Genomic DNA, 17,095 nt, shown 5'->3' with positions numbered 1-17,095 from the left:
CCTAGCCGTCTCATCGTTCACTCATCGAGGTAGCGCAGCTGCGTGGGCTCGATGCCCAGGCGCACCGGCATGCCCATGGGGAACATGGCAATGCCCGCGTAGTGCGCCTGGTCGGCGACCACGGCCACCTCGCCCACGCGCACGCGGTAGCGCGAGAACTCGCCCAGGAATTCGGCGCTCTCGATCTGCCCTTCCACCCACACGCGCGAGGCATCGCCCGCATCGTCGCGCACCGCAATCTGCACCTGGTGCGGCCGGAAGGCCAGCGCCGCGCGCCCTGGCACGGGCGGCTGGGCCGGGCGCGGCAGGGTCAGCGTGCCCAGGCCCGGCACCTTGAAGACCAGCGACTCGCCTATCGTTGGCAGCACCTCGCCCTCCAGCACATTGGCCGTGCCGACAAAGCCCGCCACGAAGCGGTTGGCCGGATAGTCGTACAGCCCGGCCGCCGAGCCCACCTGCTGCAGCACGCCCTTGTCCAGCACGGCCATGCGGTCGGCCGTGGTCATGGCCTCCTCCTGGTCGTGGGTGACGAAGATGGTGGTCAGGCCCAGCTTGCGCTGCAGGCTGCGCAGTTCCTCGCGCATCTGCACGCGCAGCTGCTTGTCGAGGTTGGACAGCGGCTCGTCCAGCAGCAGCAGCTTGGGCGCGATGACCACGGTGCGCGCCAGCGCCACGCGCTGCTGCTGCCCGCCCGACAGCTGGCCCGGGCGGCGCTGCGCGTACTGCGACAGGCCCACCAGCTCCAGCACCTCGCCCACCTTGCGGCGGATGGTGTCGCGGCTTTCGCGGCGCTCGACCAGGCCGAAGGCCACGTTGTCGTACACCGTCATGTGCGGCCACAGCGCGTAGTTCTGGAACACCATGCCGATGTTGCGCGCATGCGGCGGCACGCCCGTGATGTCCTGCCCGCCCACCAGCAGCTCGCCGCGCTGGTGCCGGTTGAAACCCGCGATCAGCCGCAGCAGCGTGGACTTGCCCGAGCCCGAAGGCCCCAGCAGCGCGAAGAACTCGCCGGGCTCGATCTTGAGGTTAACGTCGCGCAGCACTTCGTTGCTGCCGTAGCTCAGGCTGATGTGCCTGCATTCGAGGGAGACAGGGTCCAGGTGCATGGCGTTTCACTCCGAAGTCGATTGCACGGTGGCGCGCGAGCGCTCCACGAAGCGGTGCGAGAAATACGTGCCCAGGCCGACCACGACCACGGCCAGCACGCCCAATGCCGCACCGGGCCCGCGCCCCGAGATGCTTTGCATGTACAGGTAGATGCCGTAGCTCATGGGCGCCTGGCTCTGGGCCGAGGCCAGCATGATGGTGGCCGACAGCTCCACGGCCGCCGTGATGAAGCTGGTGACGAAGCCGGCCAGGATGCCGCCGGCCATCAGCGGCACCATCACGCGCCGTATCACGCTGGTGCGGCCCGCGCCCAGGCTTTGCGCGGCCTCCTCCAGCGAGATGTGCACCTGCTGCAGCGCCGCCATGCACGAGCGCAGCGCATACGGCAGCCGCCGCACCGCATAGGCCAGCATGATCAGCACCCAGGTCGTGACGATGGGTGTGTCGGTGAAGGGCAGATTCACGCCCTTGAACAGCCGCAGGTAGCCGATGGCCAGCACCAGCCCCGGAATCGCCAGCGCCACCGAGGCCAGGTAGTCCAGCCACTGCCGGGCAGGCAGCCGGGTGCGCAGGATCAGGTAGGCGATGGCGGTGCCGATCACCACGTCGATGCCCGCCGCCATCAGGCAGTACAGCAGCGTGTTGCCGATCATGTAGCCCGAGTCGGTGAACACCGTGGCGTAGTGCTCCAGCGTGTAGCTGTCGGGCAGCACCGAGAAGCTCCAGACCTTGGAGAACGACATCAGCAAGATGCCGATGTGCGGCGCCAGCACCACCAGCAGCACCAGGGCGATCCAGCCATAGGCCAGCAGCGCCTCCCAGGCCGACAGCCGGCGCTTTTGCAGCGCGCTGCCGCCCTTTTGCAAGGTGGCGTAGTCCTTGCCCTTCATCACCCGCGCGGCCAGCCACAGGGCGACGATGGAGAACGCGATCATGATCACGCTGATCACATAGCCCAGCGGATCATCGAGCCCCACCGAAGTGATGCGCAGATAGGCCTGGGGCGCCAGCATATTGGTCACGCCCATCACCAGCGGCGTGCCCAGGTCGTCGAACACCTTGACGAACACCAGGGCCGCGCCCGCCAGGTAGCCGGGCATGGCCAGCGGAAAGATCACGCGCCGGAACAGCCGGAAACCACGCGAGCCCAGGTTCAGCGCCGACTCCTCCATGGCCCCGTCGATATTGCGCATGGCCGCCACGAGGTTGAGCAAGATGAACGGGAAGTAGTGGATGCTCTCCACGAAGATCACGCCCGTCAGCCCCTCCATGATGGGCACGGTGAAGCCGAACCAGTCGTCCAGCAGCAGGTTGACCGAGCCGCTGCGCCCGAAGATCAGCTGCAGCGCCACCGCCCCCACGAAGGGCGGCATGATCAGCGGCAGCACGCCCAGCGTCTGTATCAGCAGCGCGCCCCGGAACTCGAAGCGCACGGTCAGGTAGGCCAGCGGCACGGCGATCAGGCTGGCGAAGAACACGCTGGCCAGGGACACGCCCAGGCTGTTGAAGAACGACTCGCGGAAGACGCTCTGGCCGAAGAAATTGCCGAAGTGCCCCAGCGTGAGCCCGCCGCCCTCATTGACGAAGGCGGTGTAGACCACCATGCCCACGGGCACGATGAGAAAGGCCAGCAAAAAGGCCAGGATCAGCGCGAAGGCCAGCCACGGCCCCCAGCCCGACGGAATGCGCCGTGCGCGCGCAGCAAGGGGGGCGGCGCCGGGCGCCGCCATGGAATCGATGCTCATGCGAATGCTCCGCAGCGAAAGAGACTGTCAAGGGGAGTGCATGCAGGCGCCCGGTGCCGGGCCCCTGCGCCACCTACCACGCCGCCTACCGCGCCAGGCCGCGCGCCTCGGCCGCCAGCTTGCCTGCGCGCTCGTAGTTGGCACGCGCCTTGTCGGCCCACATCTGCTCCAGGCCCGTCAGCTCCTTGGACACGGCCACGTCGCGCCGGCTCTTGCGGAACAGCTCCAGGAACTGCTCGTCCTTCACATTGGCTTCGCCCACCAGCGGCGAGTAGGCGATGTCGCGCGCCTGCGCCAGCAGCTCCTGCCCCTTGGCATTGGGCTTGGCCTGCAGGGCCTTGTGCGCCTCCTGGATGGCGCGCGTGGCCGCCTGCAGTTCCTTGAGGCGGAAGGTCACCATCTGGTCGAACAGGCTGATCACCACGGCGTAGCGCGACTCGGACAGGTTGGCATCGAACTGCACCTTGGCGCGCTGCGCCACCTCCTGCGGCACGGGGTAGCCGGCCGGCGCCTTGAGCTGGCTGTAGGGCAGGATGGGCAGGCGGCTGATCTTGGGGTCGAACAGCAGCTGCTGGCCCGGCACCGACATGGTGAAGGCCATGAACTTGCGCGCCTCATCGGCATTCTTGGCACCCGCGATCAGCGCGATGTTGGCCGGCACCACGGCCGTCATCGCCGGATAGGCGAAGTCCACCGGGAAGCCCGAGTACTTGCCCGCCAGCCCGAAGAAATCGATCACGATGCCTATGCCGTACTGGCCGTTGTTCACGCCATCGGGCACGGCAAAGCTGCGATCGGTCACGGCGGCGGCATTGCCCATCATGGACAGCAGCTGGCGCCAGCCCTTGTCCCAGCCCTCGCCCTGCAGGATGGTCTCCACCGTCAACTGCGTGGTGCCCGAGCGCGAGGGCGAGGAGATGGCGATGTGGCCGAAGTACTCGGGCCGCGTCAGATCGCTCCACTCCTTGGGCGCCGCCAGCTTGTGCGCCTTCAGGTAGCGCGTGTTCCACATGATTCCGTAGCCGGCCAGCGCCTGGCCGTAGTACAGGCCCTGCGGGTCGTTGAGCGGGTAGTTGCCGATCTTGGCGGGCGCGGCCGGATTGCGCGTCTCGGGCGCGGCGGTCAGCAGCTTGTTGCGCGCCAGCACCTCGAAGGCATCGGGGGCGCTGGCCCACATGATGTCGGGCCGCTGGCCCTCGGGCAGCTCGCGCACATAGGCCACGGCGGCCGTGGTGTTCTTGTTCAGGATCTCGATCTTGATCCCCGGATTGGCCGCCTCGAAGGCCTTCTGGTAGGCCGTGGTCAGCTCCTTGGGAAACGAGGTCAGCACCGTCACCGTGCCGGCCTGGGCCGCCATGGCGGCGCCCCACAATCCTGCGGCCATGGCGGCCGTCAGCCATCTGCGTTGCTGCATTGCTGTCTCCTTCGGGTTGTTGTGCGGTCAATCTGCAACCCACTGTAGGCAGCGCCGGCCCGGCCGGCCAATCATTGTTTCTGATGCCGTGCATCAGCGGCGGCGGCGCTCGGGTTAACCCGGCGCGAAAACACAAGCACGGCAAAGAGCACAAAGACCATGCCAGCAGCCTCAGTCCCAATTTGGGACTAACATCCACCCATGCACATCGTGGCCCGTTCCACCCTCGTCAATTTCTACAGCAGGCCGGAGCATGCGGATGCCAAAGGGCCGCTTGAGGCGTGGTTCGACATGGCCACCCGCGCGCAGTGGACCTGCCCTCAGGACGTGAAGGACCAGATCGGCAATGCCAGCATCGTGGGCAACAACCGGGTCGTGTTCAACGTCAAAGGCAACGACTACCGCCTGATTGCCGCCATCGCCTACAGGCAGCAGTGGCTGTACATCAAGTTCATAGGCACGCACGCGCAGTACGACAAGGTGGATGCCGCCACAGTGGACCAGAGCCTGCAATGAAAGGAATGACCATGGAAATCCGCCCCATCCGGACCGAGCAGGATTACAGGACAGCACTGACCGAGATCTCGCAACTGATCGACAAGGACCCGGCCTCGGGAACGCCCGACGGCGACAGGCTGGACATTCTCGGAACGCTGGTTGAGGCCTACGAGGCAAGGCATTACCCCATCGCTCCCCCCGACCCTATCGATGCGCTGCGCCTGCTCATGGAGTCCCGGGGCATGACGGTCAAGGACCTGGTGCCCTACATCGGGCAGACCAACCGCATCTACGAAATACTCAACCGCAGCCGCCCCCTGACGCTGAACATGCTCTACAGGCTTCATGACCTGGGCATACCGGCCGAGAGCCTGCTGTCCCGCCCGCGCACCGCCGCCTCGGAAAGCCACGGCTGATGCCCACCCCGGCCGGGAGCCGTGCTGGCGCACCGGGAAATCCCCAGCCACCGCTGTCCCGCCCCTGACTGCTGCACAGCAGCAAACCGGAATAATCGGCGGGATGCTGCAAGCCCCCTCTTCCCTCCCCGCCACGGCCGCTGAAGAAGCGCCCATCTACGTTGCCAGCCGCCCCTGGCGCTCGCGCATGGTGCCGGTGCGCACCATGGAGTACCACGTGCGCGAGTGGGGGCCCGTGGATGGCGATCCCGCCCTGGCGCCGCTGGTGCTGGTGCACGGCTGGATGGATGTGGCGGCCTCCTACCAGTTCGTGGTCGATGCCTTTGGCGAGGCCTTCATGGCGGGGCGCCGCATCATTGCGCCGGACTGGCGCGGCTTCGGCCTGAGCCGGCCGGCCTGGCCTGCCGACCGGCATGACTTTGCCGACTACCTGGGCGACCTGGACCACCTGCTGGACACCCTGGTGGGCGATACGCCCGTGGACCTGGTGGGCCACAGCATGGGCGGCAACGTGTCCATGATGTATGCGGGCGCGCGGCCTGCGCGCATACGCCGGCTGGTCAATCTGGAGGGCTTCGGCATGCCGGCCACCCGGCCCGACCAGGCGCCCGCACGCTACGCGCAGTGGATGGACGAGCTGCGCCAGCTGCGCAGCGGCGGCATGGAGCTCAAGAGCTATGACAGCGTGCAGGACGTGGCGCGCAGGCTGATGAAGACCAACCGCCGCCTGCCCGGGGACAAGGCGCTGTGGCTGGCCCACCACTGGGCGGCGCCCAATGCGCAGGGCCGCTGGGAAATCCTGGGCGACACGGCGCACAAGCTCATCAGCGCGCAGCTGTTCCGCGTGGAAGAAATCCTTGCCCTGTACCGGGCGATCACGGCGCCGGTACTGGCCGTCGAGGCCAGCGACGACAGCCTGGGCATGTGGTGGAAGGACCGCTACACGCTGGCCGAGTACCACGAGCGCATCGGGCAGATTGCCGACTGCCGCACGGCCGTGGTCCAGGACGCGGGCCATATGCTGCACCACGACCAGCCGGCGGACGTGGCCGGGCTGATCGAGCAATTCCTCAGCACCTGAGGCCGGCGCGCGCCGCTGCTGCAGCCTAATGCAGCCTATTGCAACCTACTGGGGCCGCAGCATCATCGAATGGCGCCAGCGCGCGGGCGCCATCTGCAGCGGCCGGTAGCGGCCGTCGGCCCATTCGGCAGACATGTCCGCATAGCGGCTGGACAGGGCCACGCCGCTTTGGCCGGTCTGGTAGATGAACAGCGAGCGCTCGGGCTCGGCCAGGTCGTAGATGGCGCGCAGCGATGCCGCATGGCGGTTGGCGAACGGCGCCCTGGCATCACCGGGCAGGTACTGTCCCACGTTGACGGTGTAGCTGTCGCCGCCCGAAGGCACGCTGACATTGAAGATGCCCGCCAGCAGCCCCACGCTGCCCAGCGGCCGGTGGCTGCTCAAGGCCGCATGCGCCGTGCCCCAGCGCCAGCGGCCCAGGTCGCTGCCCTGCATGGATTGCAGGCGCACCAGCGCCCGGTCCAGCGCCTGGCTGACCTGGGCACTGCAGCCTGCAGCCGCGCACCACCAGCCGTCGCGGCGTTCCAGCATGCCTTCGATGCCTGCGCGGTAGTCGCGCTTGCCATAGGTGGCCGCAAAGGTCTGGGCGCCAATGCGCGGGATCACCAGGCCGCGCGTCAGCTCGTCCACCCAGGCGGCAAAGATCAGCGGCGCGGCCTGCGCAGCGTCCATGCGGCCGTCGAACTGCGCCATCACCCGGCGCGCCTGCGGGGCCAGCGGATGTGTGGCCGGCGCTTCGTCCAGGGCCTTGAGCATTTGCGGCAGCAGGGCGCGGGCGGCCAGCGAGGTCTGGTCGTTCTGGATGGAGGCCATGCTGACCACGTCGTGCCTGTCCTTCGCCTCGATGAGCTCGGAGATGCGGCGGTGCCGGTACGGCAGGCTCCAGTCCTGGGTGAGGAAGTGGGCATAGCCCTCGCGCGTGATGCGCTGGTTGGCGGTGGCCAGATAGCCCAGCGCCGTTCCATCGTCCTGTGGAGCCTGGTCGTAGGGCAGCCAGCCCTGCCAGTCGTAGCGTGCCTCCCAGCCAGGCGCGGGCGCCACGCCGCGCAGGTCGTTGTCGGCCGCACGCAGCGGCACCCGGCCTGCGGCCTTGAAGCCGATGGCGCCATGCACATCGGCCGCGACGATGCTCTGCATGGGCGAGTGGTAGTCGGCAAAGGCCTCGAACAGCTGGGCCACGCTGCGCGCCTCGTTGGCCCGCAGGCCCGCCTGCACGGTGAGGTTGTCGGTGTCCAGCGCCGCCCAGCGCAGGGCCACGGCGTAGCGGCGCTTGTCGAGCACGGCCTCGTACTGGGGCTGCACATCGCTGATCACGGGACCGTGGCGCGTGCTGCGCAGCGTGAGCTGCACATCGGCCCGGCCCTTGACCCTGATGCGCTCGCTGCGCTCGGTGAAAGGCGCCCAGCCATCCGGCGTGCGGTAGCGGCCCGGGTTGCCTGGATCGATCTGCTCCAGGTACAGATCCTGCACATCGGGATTCGTGTTGGTGAAGCCCCAGGCCACCTCGCGCGTGCGTCCCAGCACCACGAAGGGCAGGCCCGGCAGGGTGGCCCCCACCACGTCGATGGGCGACAGCGGCGTGCCGTCCTGCGCCTGGCCGGCAGGCGACTGCAGGCGCGCGTAGTACCAGATGGCGGGCGCGCTCAGGCCCAGATGCGGATCGTTGGCCAACAGCGGCTTGCCGCTGGCCGTGCGGCTGCCCGACAGCACCCAGTTGTTGCTGCCCTTGCCGTCGTTGGTGCCCGCATCGCGCACCATGTCGCGGGACCAGCGGGCCCAGGCATCGCTCGCCTCGCTGGCGGCAGCCACCTTGGACGCAGACGCAGCCTGTGCCTCCTGGCGGTACACGCCCAGCCCCCGGTAAAGCGCGGCCAGATCGGTGGAGGTGGCCGGCGCCTCGCCGGGATAAGGCGGCATCAGCTGCCACAGCTGCTGTGTGTCCAGTTGCGAGAGCGCGGCCAGCCGCGCGAACTCGTTGCCCCAGTTGCCGCCCAGGTCCAGCGCCATCATCAGCGCCCAGCCCACGCTGTCCTCGGGCGCCCAGGCCGAGTTGTCGCCGCCGCCCGGCGACGTGTCCAGCAGCATGAACTCGGGCACCTGCGGGTGCTGGCGCATGGGCAGGGCCGCATAGAAGGCCGCGATGCCTTCGCTGTAGGCCTGCAGCGCCTCGCGCGCGTTGGCGGGCAGGGATGCGTACTGGCGCCGCGCCGCGCCGCGTATGTCCAGCGCGCGCATGAGCTTGTCGGTATCCAGCGTGGCCGGGCCGAGGATCTCGGACAGCGTGCCATGCATCAGGCGGCGGTTGAACTCCAGCTGCCAGCCGCGTTCCTGCGCATGCACATGGCCCAGGGCACGCCACAGGTCCTGCGGCGAGAAGGCGCTGATATGGGTGACGTCGGCATCATCGCGCCGCACGCGCACAGGCTGCTCCAGCCCGGCCAGCGTGAGCTGTCCGTCAAGCACCGGCTGCACGCGCACGGCATAGATGGCCAGCGCGCTGCCGGCCAGCAGGGCCGAGCCGACCACCGCCACGGCGCCCACACCCCACCACCGCGAGTTCAGGATTCGCATGATTCCCATTCTTTTCCCCACCCTCTGCTTTTTTCGTATCGTAGTGTTGCAGTTTGTAGCATATGCGCGCGCGACATGCTCACATTGCTCACGACAGAAAGCCGCGCCTGCAGGGCGCAGGCTTCAGGCGACAATCACTGCCGGCCCTGCGCACATGGATGCAGGGCAACCGACAGAAACAGGAAGTACGTGGAATGTGGCCTTTCAGCCTCTTGAAGAAGCTCACCCAGGACCCGCCCGTGGGCCAGCCCCGTGGTAACTACATCGGCTGCTACCTGCTGGGCACCGAGGCGCCGGGCCAGGCCGGCGTCAGCTATGTCTCGCTGGCCACCACGCGCGAGCAGCTGGAGGCCGACGCCCGCGCCTACCTTGAAGGCTTCGTGCGCGACCACCCCGAAGCGGCCGACACCGACCTGTCCGCCATCCACTCCCTGCTGGAGAACCTGCCCCAGCGCCTGGACGCCCACCTGGCCGGCGACACGCGCGTGCCGCTGGCCGAGCAAGGCGGCACCGTGCTCTTCCTGCGCACCGGCATGCGCGCCCGCCGCAAGGAAAACGGCCGGTATCTCGAATAGCAGTCAGCCCCCACCGCCACCGTACAGAGCCTCAAAAACTGGCGCGGCCAAGAACAAGGGACAGCGAGCAAGGGCCTACGCCGGCCGCGCCGCCCCGCAGCGAGGCTGTCGTCCCCCCCGCGAAGCGAGAGGGGTAAGGCGCGCAGCGCCTCAGGGGGAGTTCTGCTTGTGCACGTCTTGCCAGCGCAGCATGTCGGTCACGCGCTCGGCCTTGTCGGCATCAAAGCCCAGGCGCTCCACCCGCTCGGCCGGATTGGCCCAGGTGCCGAACAGCAGGTCCCAGACGGGCAGGCCGTAGTTCTGCGCATGGTGGCCGTACTGGTGGTGCACGGTATGCATCTCGGGCCGCTGCACGATGTATCCCAGCCAGCGCGGCGTGCGGATGTCGGCATGCAGGAACAGGTCGAACGCCCCCGTGAGGCCGATGGCGAAGGCGGCAGCCAGCGGGCTGGCCCCCAGCACCCAGTAGCTGGACAGCGCGCTCAGCAGCACGGCGGCGGCCGTGTCCATAGGGTGGGCGAAGAAAGCCGTGAGCGCCTCCACGCGCGGCGCGCTGTGGTGCAGCTGGTGGAACAGGCGCCACAGCGTGTCCGACCGGTGCGTGGCGCGGTGCCACCAGTAAAAGACAAAGCTGGTCAGCACAAAGCTCAGCGCGCCCACGGCCCAGGCCGGCCATTGCCGGCCCACGTCCAGCAACGCATGGCGGCGGATGCTGTCCGAGAACAGATGGCCTACCGCCAAGGTGGTGGCCAGCGTGCCCAGACCCAGCAGCGTGGACAGGATCAGCCAGCGCCGGTCGCAATGGTTGCGCGAAGCCGGCGCGATCACCTCGCGCGTGAAGATGCCGACGAACATCAGCGCCAGCAGCGGGTAGGCCGCGAACTCCCACATCTGCAGCATGCCGCCTGCTCCTTGCCGCTCAGTGCACGTGGCCCCAGTAGATCAGCGCATCGCGCCCTTCGACCGACAGCGACACGGGCGCGCCCACGGGCAGCATCACCTTGGTCGGCACATGGCCATAGGGCAGGCCCTGCAGCACGGGGCACTTGACCTGGCTGCGCAGCCAGTCGATCACGGTCTGCAGCTTGAAGCCCTTGTCATGCGAGCTGAGCTTGAACTCGCTGAACTGGCCGAACACGATGGCCTTTTGCTGGGCCAGCACGCCGGCATGCAGCAGCTGGGTCAGCATGCGTTCCACGCGGTAGGGATGCTCGCCCACATCTTCCAGGAACAGGATGCCACCCTTGATCTGCGGGAAGTAAGGCGTGCCCAGCAGGGAGACCAGCACGGCCAGGTTGCCGCCCCACAGCGTGGCGCCGCCGCTGATGTAGAAGTCCTTGACGGCAGGCTTGCCGTCTTCGCGCAGGCCGATCTTCGGCATCTGCCAGCCCGCGCCCTCGCCCTGGCCGCTGAGCAGGTCGTTGAAGCAGTCCAGCATGATGTCGTCCACGCCGCCCTCATCGTCGGGGCGGCCGAAGTCGTGCACCAGCAGCGGGCCGGCCCAGGTGGTGGCGCCGGTCCTGGCCAGCAGGGCCAGCGACAGCGCCGTGAAGTCGCTCAGGCCCACGAAGCGCGTGCCGCCTGCGATGGCCTTGGCCACGGCCTTGTACTTGATGCCCGGCAGGATGCGCGTGAGGCCGTAGCCGCCGCGCGTGGGCAGCGCCAGGTCGGCACCGCTGGCCGCTGCGCGCTCGATGGCCGCCAGGCGCGTGGCGTCGTCGCCTGCAAAACGCTGGTGGCTGCTCAGTGCATCGGCATCGATCTCCACCTGGTGGCCCATGGCCTCCAGGCGGCGCACGCCGCGCTTGAAGCCGGCCTTGTCGCGCACGGCACCGGCGGGCGAATAGATATAGATGTGGCGCGGACCCTGGTCATGCGCATGGCCGCAGCAGCTGCCGTCCGCGGCATGCACATGGCCGTGATCGTGCTCGTGGGCAGCGCCATGGTCATGCGCCGCAGCATGCGAATGCTCCTGTGCACGGTCATGGCCATGTGGATGTTCGTGCCCGTGGGCACAGCAGGTGCCGTCGGCGGAATGCACATGTTCGTGCGCGTGATCAACGGGTGCAGGCGCGGCAGCGGCTGCCTTTTTGCGGGGCGTGCCGGATGTGCTGGGTGTGCCGGGCGTGCTGGAAGAGCGGGAACTGCGCGAAGTGGCCAAGGTGGTTCCATGCCGGCCCTGGCCGGCATGCTCCATATTGCAAGGGGAGTGAAGACGGGGACCTGCCGCTGCGCAGCCCCGGCAAGGGGCCGGCGGCGCAGGCCTACGGGCGGAAGTATTCCACAGCGTCGGCCACCATGCCGGCAGCGCACAGGGGAACCCAATGGCCGCACGGGGATAGGCGCAGCTGCGCTGGCGGCAGCTGTGGCAGCGCCTGCAGCCAGGCATGGCGCCATGCGGGCGCAGGCATCAGCGCATCGTGCTCTCCGCCCTGCACCCACAGGCGTTGCTGTTGGCTCCACTGCGCCAGCAACGCCATCGGCAGGGCCGGCATTTCGGCCTGCACGCGGGGCCAGGCCTGCAGCGCGGCGCGGTGGCCGGGTTGGGAAAACGGCAGGTTCCAGGCCTGCGGCTGTGCGCCGGCCTCCCCACCCGCCTCGTGCATGGCGCGGCCCACGGGCCATGACGGCTTGCGCGCCGCCTGCGCAAACCATTGCACGCAGGCATCGGGTGCCGGGCCTGCAGGCCAGGCATTCATGAGCCAGGCGCCGCAAAAACGGGCGGGCTCGGCCTGCGCCACGGCCAGGCCCAGGCGCGCGCCATCGTCATGGCCGACCAGCACGATGCTTCGCAGGTCCAGCGCCAGCACCAGCTCGCGCAGCACCTGCACATGCCAGGCCGCGCTGTGCGCCTTCTCCTTCTTGGGCTGGTCGCTGCGGCCAAAGCCCGGCAGGTCGGGGACCACCACGCGATGGCCGGCCTGGAGCCAGCCGGGCAGCATGGGCTGGAACAGCTGGCCCCATGAGGGACTGCCGTGCAGGCACAGCCAGGTGAGCGGCGCATCGCGCGGTCCTTCATCGACCACGGCCAGGCGCAGGCCTGCCAGCGCCGGCAGATCGCTGCGCCACTGCGGCTGGGCAAAGCCGCCGAAGGTGGAATCCGCATGGCGCAGCGCCGTGTCCTTGAGCGGATGCGGCTGGGCCGCGCGCTGCTCGGCGCGGCGCGTGCGAAAGAAGTCCGACATCAGGGCCGCGCATTCCCCAGCCAGCACGCCGCGCGTCACCTGCGTGTGGTGGTTGATCTGCGGCAGCGCAAACACGTCCAGCACCGATCCGGCCGCGCCCGTGCGCGGCTCGGCCGCGCCATAGACCACGCGGCCCAGGCGCGCATGCAGCATGGCGCCGCTGCACATGGTGCAAGGCTCCAGGGTCACGTAGAGCGTGCAATCGTCCAGCCGGTAATTGCCCAGGCGCGCGGCCGCGTCGCGCAGCGCCAGCACCTCGGCATGGGCCGTGGGGTCGCCCTGGGCCACGGGCGCGTTGCGGCCCTGGCCGACGATGGCGCCGTCCTTGACGATGACGGCGCCCACAGGCACCTCGCCCGCCTGGGCGGCGGCACGCGCCAGCTCCAGGGCGGCGCGCATCCAGGCCTCGTCGTCGGCCTGCGGCAGTGGACGGTGCTCGGCAGTCAAGGTGTCACAGTGTCCGGGCGACTGGGGGTCAGGGCAGCGGCTTGCGCACGCCCTGCGCATAGTGGTAGAGCGTGACGACCGGCGCCTGCAGCTCGCCCTGGGGCGTGAAGGCAATCGGCGCCGTCACGCCGTCATGCCGGGTCTGGCGCAGATAGGGGATATAGGCGTCGGGCCGGATGGAGTCGGCCCGCAGCATGGCCTGGGCCAGCACCATGGTGGCGTCGTAGGCGTAGGGGCTGAAGACCTGGTACTGGTCGGGAAAGCGCTGGTCGTAGCGCTGCTTCCAGGCAGCGCCGCCCGGCATGCGCTCCAGCGGGCTGCCGCCCACGGCGCAGGTCACATTGCGCAGCGGGGACGTGTTGCCCGCCAGCTCGGGCAGGCGCAGCGTGCACAGGCCGTCGCCGCCCAGCAGGCGCACCTTGTCCATGGCCAGCTGGGCCATCTGCCTGAGCATGGGGCCGGCCTGGGCGTCCAGGCCGCCGAAGAAGATGGCGTCCGGCTTCTTGCCCTTGATGGCGGTGAGGATGGGCACGAAGTCGGTGGCCTTGTCGCCGGTGAACTGCTTGTCCACGATCTCGATGCCCTGCTCGCGCGCCTCGGCCTCGAACAGCGCCACGATGCCCTGGCCGTAGGCCGAGCGGTCATCGATGATGGCCGCGCGCTTGACGCCCAGCTTGCCCACGGCGTGCGCAACCAGCGCATCGACCATGGCGCGGTCGTCGGCGATCACGCGGTAGGTGGTGTCGTAGCCCGCCTGGGTGATGGCCGGGTTGCTGGCTGCGGGCGTGACCATGACGATGCCGCAGTCGTGGTAGATGGATGTGGCCGGCAGCGTGGTGCCCGACTGCAGGTGGCCGACCACGGCCGCCACCTTCTTGTCGCACAGGCGCCGGGCCAGGGCCACGGCCTGGCCGGGGTCGCCGCCATCGTCGCCGGCCTCCAGCTTCCAGCGCAGCTTGCGCCCGCCGATCTCCAGCCCCTTGGCGTTGAGATCGTCCAGGGCCATGCGCACGCCGTTTTCCTCATCCTTGCCAAGGCTGGCAATGGGGCCGGACACCGGCCCCGCATGGGCAATGCGCACCACCAGGGGCGCATCGGCTGAACTGGGTGCAGCGGGTGCAGCAGGTGCAGCAGGTGCAGCGGCCGTACCGGGTGCAGCCGCCGCAGCGGAAGCCCCTGCCGACTGCCCGTTGGCCGGGCCGCTTCCCGGCAGCGCCCAGGCCAGGCCGCCGCTGCCCAGCAGGGTGCACAGCAGGGCCGGGCCGGCCCACGGGAAATGGCGAATCGAGGCGTGCATGGCAACTCCTGGAAAAAACGGTCAATCTGTGAAACAGGCGCCCTGGCAAACGAAATCCGCTGCGGCGTGGCCCACTCGGGCGCTGCCCGGCCGGGCAAGGCCTGGCGCAGAAAGCGCGCATCAGGCCCGGGGCGGGGCAGGCACGGGCCGGGGTATCCGGCATGGCGGCCCGGCCCGTGCAGTGCGCATCCTAAAGGATAGGCAAAAACCGGCGCCGCCCGCCAGGGCATCGGGCGCATACCCCCTGGCGCGCGTTTTTTCGGGGCTGCGGCGATAATGCTGCGCCTCACCGCAAGCGGGCTGCGAGGTTTTCGTCGCCGGACCGCCCCAAGAGTGGGGGCCTTTTTTTGTCGCCGGGCCGCCCCAAGACAAAAAGCGGCCCCCTTGGGGGGCAGCGGACCTTGCGCAGCAAGGGTAGCGTGGGGGCCAGTTTCCCCCGCATTGCGCCCGACGCCCGGCCCCCACGCCGGTGCGGGTACGAACACAGAACACCACAAAGCCCCATGTCCCTCCTGCCCCACCAGCTCGAACTCCTGTCTCCCGCGCGCGATGCCGACATCGGCATCGAGGCCGTGAACCATGGCGCCGACGCCGTCTACATCGGCGGCCCGGCCTTCGGTGCACGCGCCACGGCAGGCAACGACATCCGCGACCTGCAGCGGCTGATCAACCACGCGCACCGCTTCGGCAGCCGCATCTTCATCACGCTCAACACCATCCTGCGCGACGATGAACTGGAGGCCGCCCGCAAGATGGCCTGGCAGATCTACGAGGCCGGTGCCGACGCGCTGATCATCCAGGACATGGGTCTGCTGGAGCTGGACCTGCCGCCCATCCAGCTGCACGCCAGCACCCAGACCGACATCCGCACGCCCGAGAAGGCGCGCTTCCTGCAGGACGCCGGCCTGTCGCAGATCGTCGTTGCGCGCGAGCTGGACCTGCAGCAGATCGCCGCCGTGCGCGCGGCCACCGACCCGGCGCGCACCACCATCGAATTCTTCGTGCACGGCGCGCTGTGCGTGGCCTACTCGGGCCAGTGCTACATCACCCACGCCCACACGGGCCGCAGCGCCAACCGCGGCGACTGCAACCAGGCCTGCCGCCTGCCCTACGAGGTGCTGGACGCCAGCGGCCGCATCATCGCCCACGAAAAGCACGTGCTGTCCATGAAGGACAACAACCAGAGCGACAACCTGCGCGCCCTGATCGACGCCGGCGTGCGCAGCTTCAAGATCGAGGGCCGCTACAAGGACATGGGCTACGTGAAGAACATCACGGCCCACTACCGCAAGCTGCTGGACGAAATCATCGAGGAGCGCGAGTTCTCCGACACGCCCCTGGCGCGCTCATCCTCGGGCAGCACCACGTTCAGCTTCACGCCCGACCCCGACCAGAACTTCAACCGCGAGTTCACCGACTACTTCGTCAACGGCCGCAAGGACGACATCGGCGCCTTCGACACGCCCAAGACACCGGGCCGCGCCATCGGCTGGGTCACCAAGGTGGGCGAGAACTTCGTGGAGATCGAGACATCGAGCCGCGACACCGAACTGCACAACGGCGACGGCCTGTGCTACTACGACCTGCAAAAGGAACTGGTGGGCCTGCAGATCAACCGCGCCGAGTCGGTGGATGCGAAGAAGTCGCTGTGGCGCCTGTTCCCCAAGGACCCCATCGCCGGTTTCAAGGACCTGCGCAAGGGCCTGGAGGTCAACCGCAACCGCGACATGGCCTGGGTGCGCACGCTGGACAAGAAGTCCAGCGACCGCCGCATCGGCCTGTGGGCCGAACTCAAGGAAACGCCCGACGGCTTTGCGCTCACGCTGACCGACGAGGATGGCTTCACCGCCACTGCCGCCATCGCGCAGGAACACCAGGCCGCCACCGACGCAGCCCGTGCCGAGGCCACGCTGCGCGAGCAGCTGGGCCGCTTCGGCGCCACCATCTTCTCCGTGCATGACATCGGCCTGCAGCTGAGCCAGCCCTGGTTCGTGCCGGCCTCGGCCCTGAACCAGCTGCGCCGCGACGCCGTCGCCGCGCTGGAGGCCGCGCGCCAGGCCGGCTTCGTGCGCCTGCCGCGCGCCCTGCCCGTGGAGCCGCCCGTGCCCTTCCCCGAGGACACGCTGACCTATCTGGCCAACGTCTACAACCAGAAGGCACACGACTTCTACATCAAGCACGGCGTCAAGGTCATGGACGCGGCCTACGAGAGCAAGGAAGAAGAAGGCGAAGTCAGCCTGATGATCACCAAGCATTGCGTGCGCTTTTCCATGAGCCTGTGCCCCAAGCAGGCCAAGGGCGTCATCGGCGTCAAGGGCACGATCAAGGCCGAGCCGCTGCAGCTGATCAACGGCAAGGAAAAACTCACGCTGCGCTTCGACTGCAAGCCCTGCGAGATGCATGTGGTCGGCAAGATGAAGCGCGCGGTGATCAACCAGCACGCCAAGGAAATGCAGGAGTTTCCGATGCAGTTCTACCGCACGCGTCCCGTGCCTTCGGCCAGCGCCTGACAGGCTTCGGCCTCCACCCACAAGCGCCCGCGCTCCGTCAGGGCCGCCAGCCACCGCCCCTCTTCCTGCTCCAGCCTGACCCAGCCCGGCCCCGGTGTGCCGGCAATGGGCGCATCGCCCATCAGCGCCAGGCAGCGCATGAGCACGCTGGCGCCCTGCCCCAGTCGCTTGCCCAGCCTGGGCAGGGACATGGGTGCGGGCTCGGTGGCCAATTCGCGCAGGATGGCGGCGGCCAGTTCTTCCATG

The 17,095-nt window shown here is 68.7% G+C and carries 14 protein-coding genes; 5 read left to right on the top strand and 9 right to left on the bottom strand.

The window, feature by feature from the left end; all coding sequences use genetic code 11:
• Positions 1–17: 17 nt before the first annotated feature.
• The 3 genes from DELCS14_RS10305 to DELCS14_RS10295 all read right to left on the bottom strand — a co-directional run bounded on the left by DELCS14_RS10305 (position 18) and on the right by DELCS14_RS10295 (position 4,269).
• The gene (locus DELCS14_RS10305) at positions 18–1,103 is read right to left on the bottom strand and encodes an ABC transporter ATP-binding protein (RefSeq protein ID WP_170962126.1); all 1,086 of its coding nucleotides are present in this window, start codon (positions 1,101–1,103) and stop codon (positions 18–20) included.
• Between the two features lie 12 nt (positions 1,104–1,115).
• Positions 1,116–2,855 (bottom strand): iron ABC transporter permease, encoded by a 1,740-nt coding sequence (locus tag DELCS14_RS10300; RefSeq protein WP_013801563.1) that lies wholly within the window; start codon positions 2,853–2,855, stop codon positions 1,116–1,118.
• 85 nt (positions 2,856–2,940) lie between these two features.
• Complete coding sequence (locus DELCS14_RS10295) at positions 2,941–4,269, bottom strand: extracellular solute-binding protein (RefSeq protein WP_013801562.1); 1,329 nt, start codon at positions 4,267–4,269, stop codon at positions 2,941–2,943.
• Positions 4,270–4,470: 201 nt separating this feature from the next.
• On the opposite strand from DELCS14_RS10295, the gene DELCS14_RS10290 reads away from it, so the two are divergent.
• The 3 genes from DELCS14_RS10290 to DELCS14_RS10280 all read left to right on the top strand — a co-directional run bounded on the left by DELCS14_RS10290 (position 4,471) and on the right by DELCS14_RS10280 (position 6,264).
• Positions 4,471–4,785 (top strand): type II toxin-antitoxin system HigB family toxin, encoded by a 315-nt coding sequence (locus DELCS14_RS10290; RefSeq protein ID WP_013801561.1) that lies wholly within the window; start codon positions 4,471–4,473, stop codon positions 4,783–4,785.
• An 11-nt stretch (positions 4,786–4,796) separates the two neighbouring features.
• Positions 4,797–5,183 (top strand): DNA-binding protein, encoded by a 387-nt coding sequence (locus tag DELCS14_RS10285; RefSeq protein ID WP_012206602.1) that lies wholly within the window; start codon positions 4,797–4,799, stop codon positions 5,181–5,183.
• Positions 5,184–5,286: 103 nt separating this feature from the next.
• Entirely contained in the window at positions 5,287–6,264 is a 978-nt protein-coding gene (locus DELCS14_RS10280; RefSeq protein WP_013801560.1) for an alpha/beta hydrolase, read from the top strand.
• Positions 6,265–6,309: 45 nt separating this feature from the next.
• Here the strand turns inward: DELCS14_RS10280 and DELCS14_RS10275 are convergent, their stop codons facing one another.
• Positions 6,310–8,844, bottom strand: coding sequence for a penicillin acylase family protein (locus DELCS14_RS10275; protein WP_013801559.1), 2,535 nt, complete (start codon positions 8,842–8,844; stop codon positions 6,310–6,312).
• A gap of 185 nt (positions 8,845–9,029) precedes the next feature.
• Here DELCS14_RS10275 and DELCS14_RS10270 point away from each other — a divergent pair, with 185 nt between their 5' ends.
• Positions 9,030–9,410: a hypothetical protein gene (locus DELCS14_RS10270; RefSeq protein ID WP_013801558.1), complete on the top strand. Its 381-nt coding sequence runs from the start codon at positions 9,030–9,032 to the stop codon at positions 9,408–9,410.
• A 150-nt stretch (positions 9,411–9,560) separates the two neighbouring features.
• On the opposite strand, the gene DELCS14_RS10265 is transcribed toward DELCS14_RS10270, so the two are convergent.
• The 4 genes from DELCS14_RS10265 to DELCS14_RS10250 all read right to left on the bottom strand — a co-directional run bounded on the left by DELCS14_RS10265 (position 9,561) and on the right by DELCS14_RS10250 (position 14,339).
• Positions 9,561–10,310 (bottom strand): sterol desaturase family protein, encoded by a 750-nt coding sequence (locus DELCS14_RS10265; protein ID WP_013801557.1) that lies wholly within the window; start codon positions 10,308–10,310, stop codon positions 9,561–9,563.
• Positions 10,311–10,329: 19 nt separating this feature from the next.
• Positions 10,330–11,322, bottom strand: a complete 993-nt coding sequence (locus DELCS14_RS10260; RefSeq protein WP_013801556.1) for an LD-carboxypeptidase — start codon at positions 11,320–11,322, stop codon at positions 10,330–10,332.
• Positions 11,323–11,674: 352 nt separating this feature from the next.
• Positions 11,675–13,102: a tRNA adenosine(34) deaminase TadA gene (gene tadA / locus DELCS14_RS10255; protein WP_083829074.1), complete on the bottom strand. Its 1,428-nt coding sequence runs from the start codon at positions 13,100–13,102 to the stop codon at positions 11,675–11,677.
• Positions 13,071–14,339, bottom strand: coding sequence for a branched-chain amino acid ABC transporter substrate-binding protein (locus DELCS14_RS10250; protein WP_013801554.1), 1,269 nt, complete (start codon positions 14,337–14,339; stop codon positions 13,071–13,073). Before DELCS14_RS10250 ends, tadA begins: the two co-directional genes overlap by 32 nt.
• A gap of 503 nt (positions 14,340–14,842) precedes the next feature.
• Here DELCS14_RS10250 and DELCS14_RS10245 point away from each other — a divergent pair.
• Positions 14,843–16,849 carry a U32 family peptidase gene (locus tag DELCS14_RS10245; protein ID WP_013801553.1) on the top strand — a complete coding sequence of 669 codons (2,007 nt, stop codon included), beginning with the start codon at positions 14,843–14,845 and terminating at the stop codon, positions 16,847–16,849.
• On the opposite strand, the gene DELCS14_RS10240 is transcribed toward DELCS14_RS10245, so the two are convergent.
• On the bottom strand, positions 16,813–17,094 hold the full coding sequence (locus DELCS14_RS10240) for a hypothetical protein (protein ID WP_012206611.1): 282 nt from the start codon (positions 17,092–17,094) through the stop codon (positions 16,813–16,815). The two genes, DELCS14_RS10245 and DELCS14_RS10240, sit on opposite strands and share 37 nt — an antisense overlap.
• Position 17,095 lies beyond the last annotated feature (1 nt).

It is taken from the genome of Delftia sp. Cs1-4 (genome assembly GCF_000214395.1).
GTDB lineage: Bacteria > Pseudomonadota > Gammaproteobacteria > Burkholderiales > Burkholderiaceae_C > Comamonas > Comamonas acidovorans.
The sequence above is the reverse complement of the archived record's forward strand: the minus strand, read 5'-3'. Positions and strand labels throughout refer to the sequence as shown.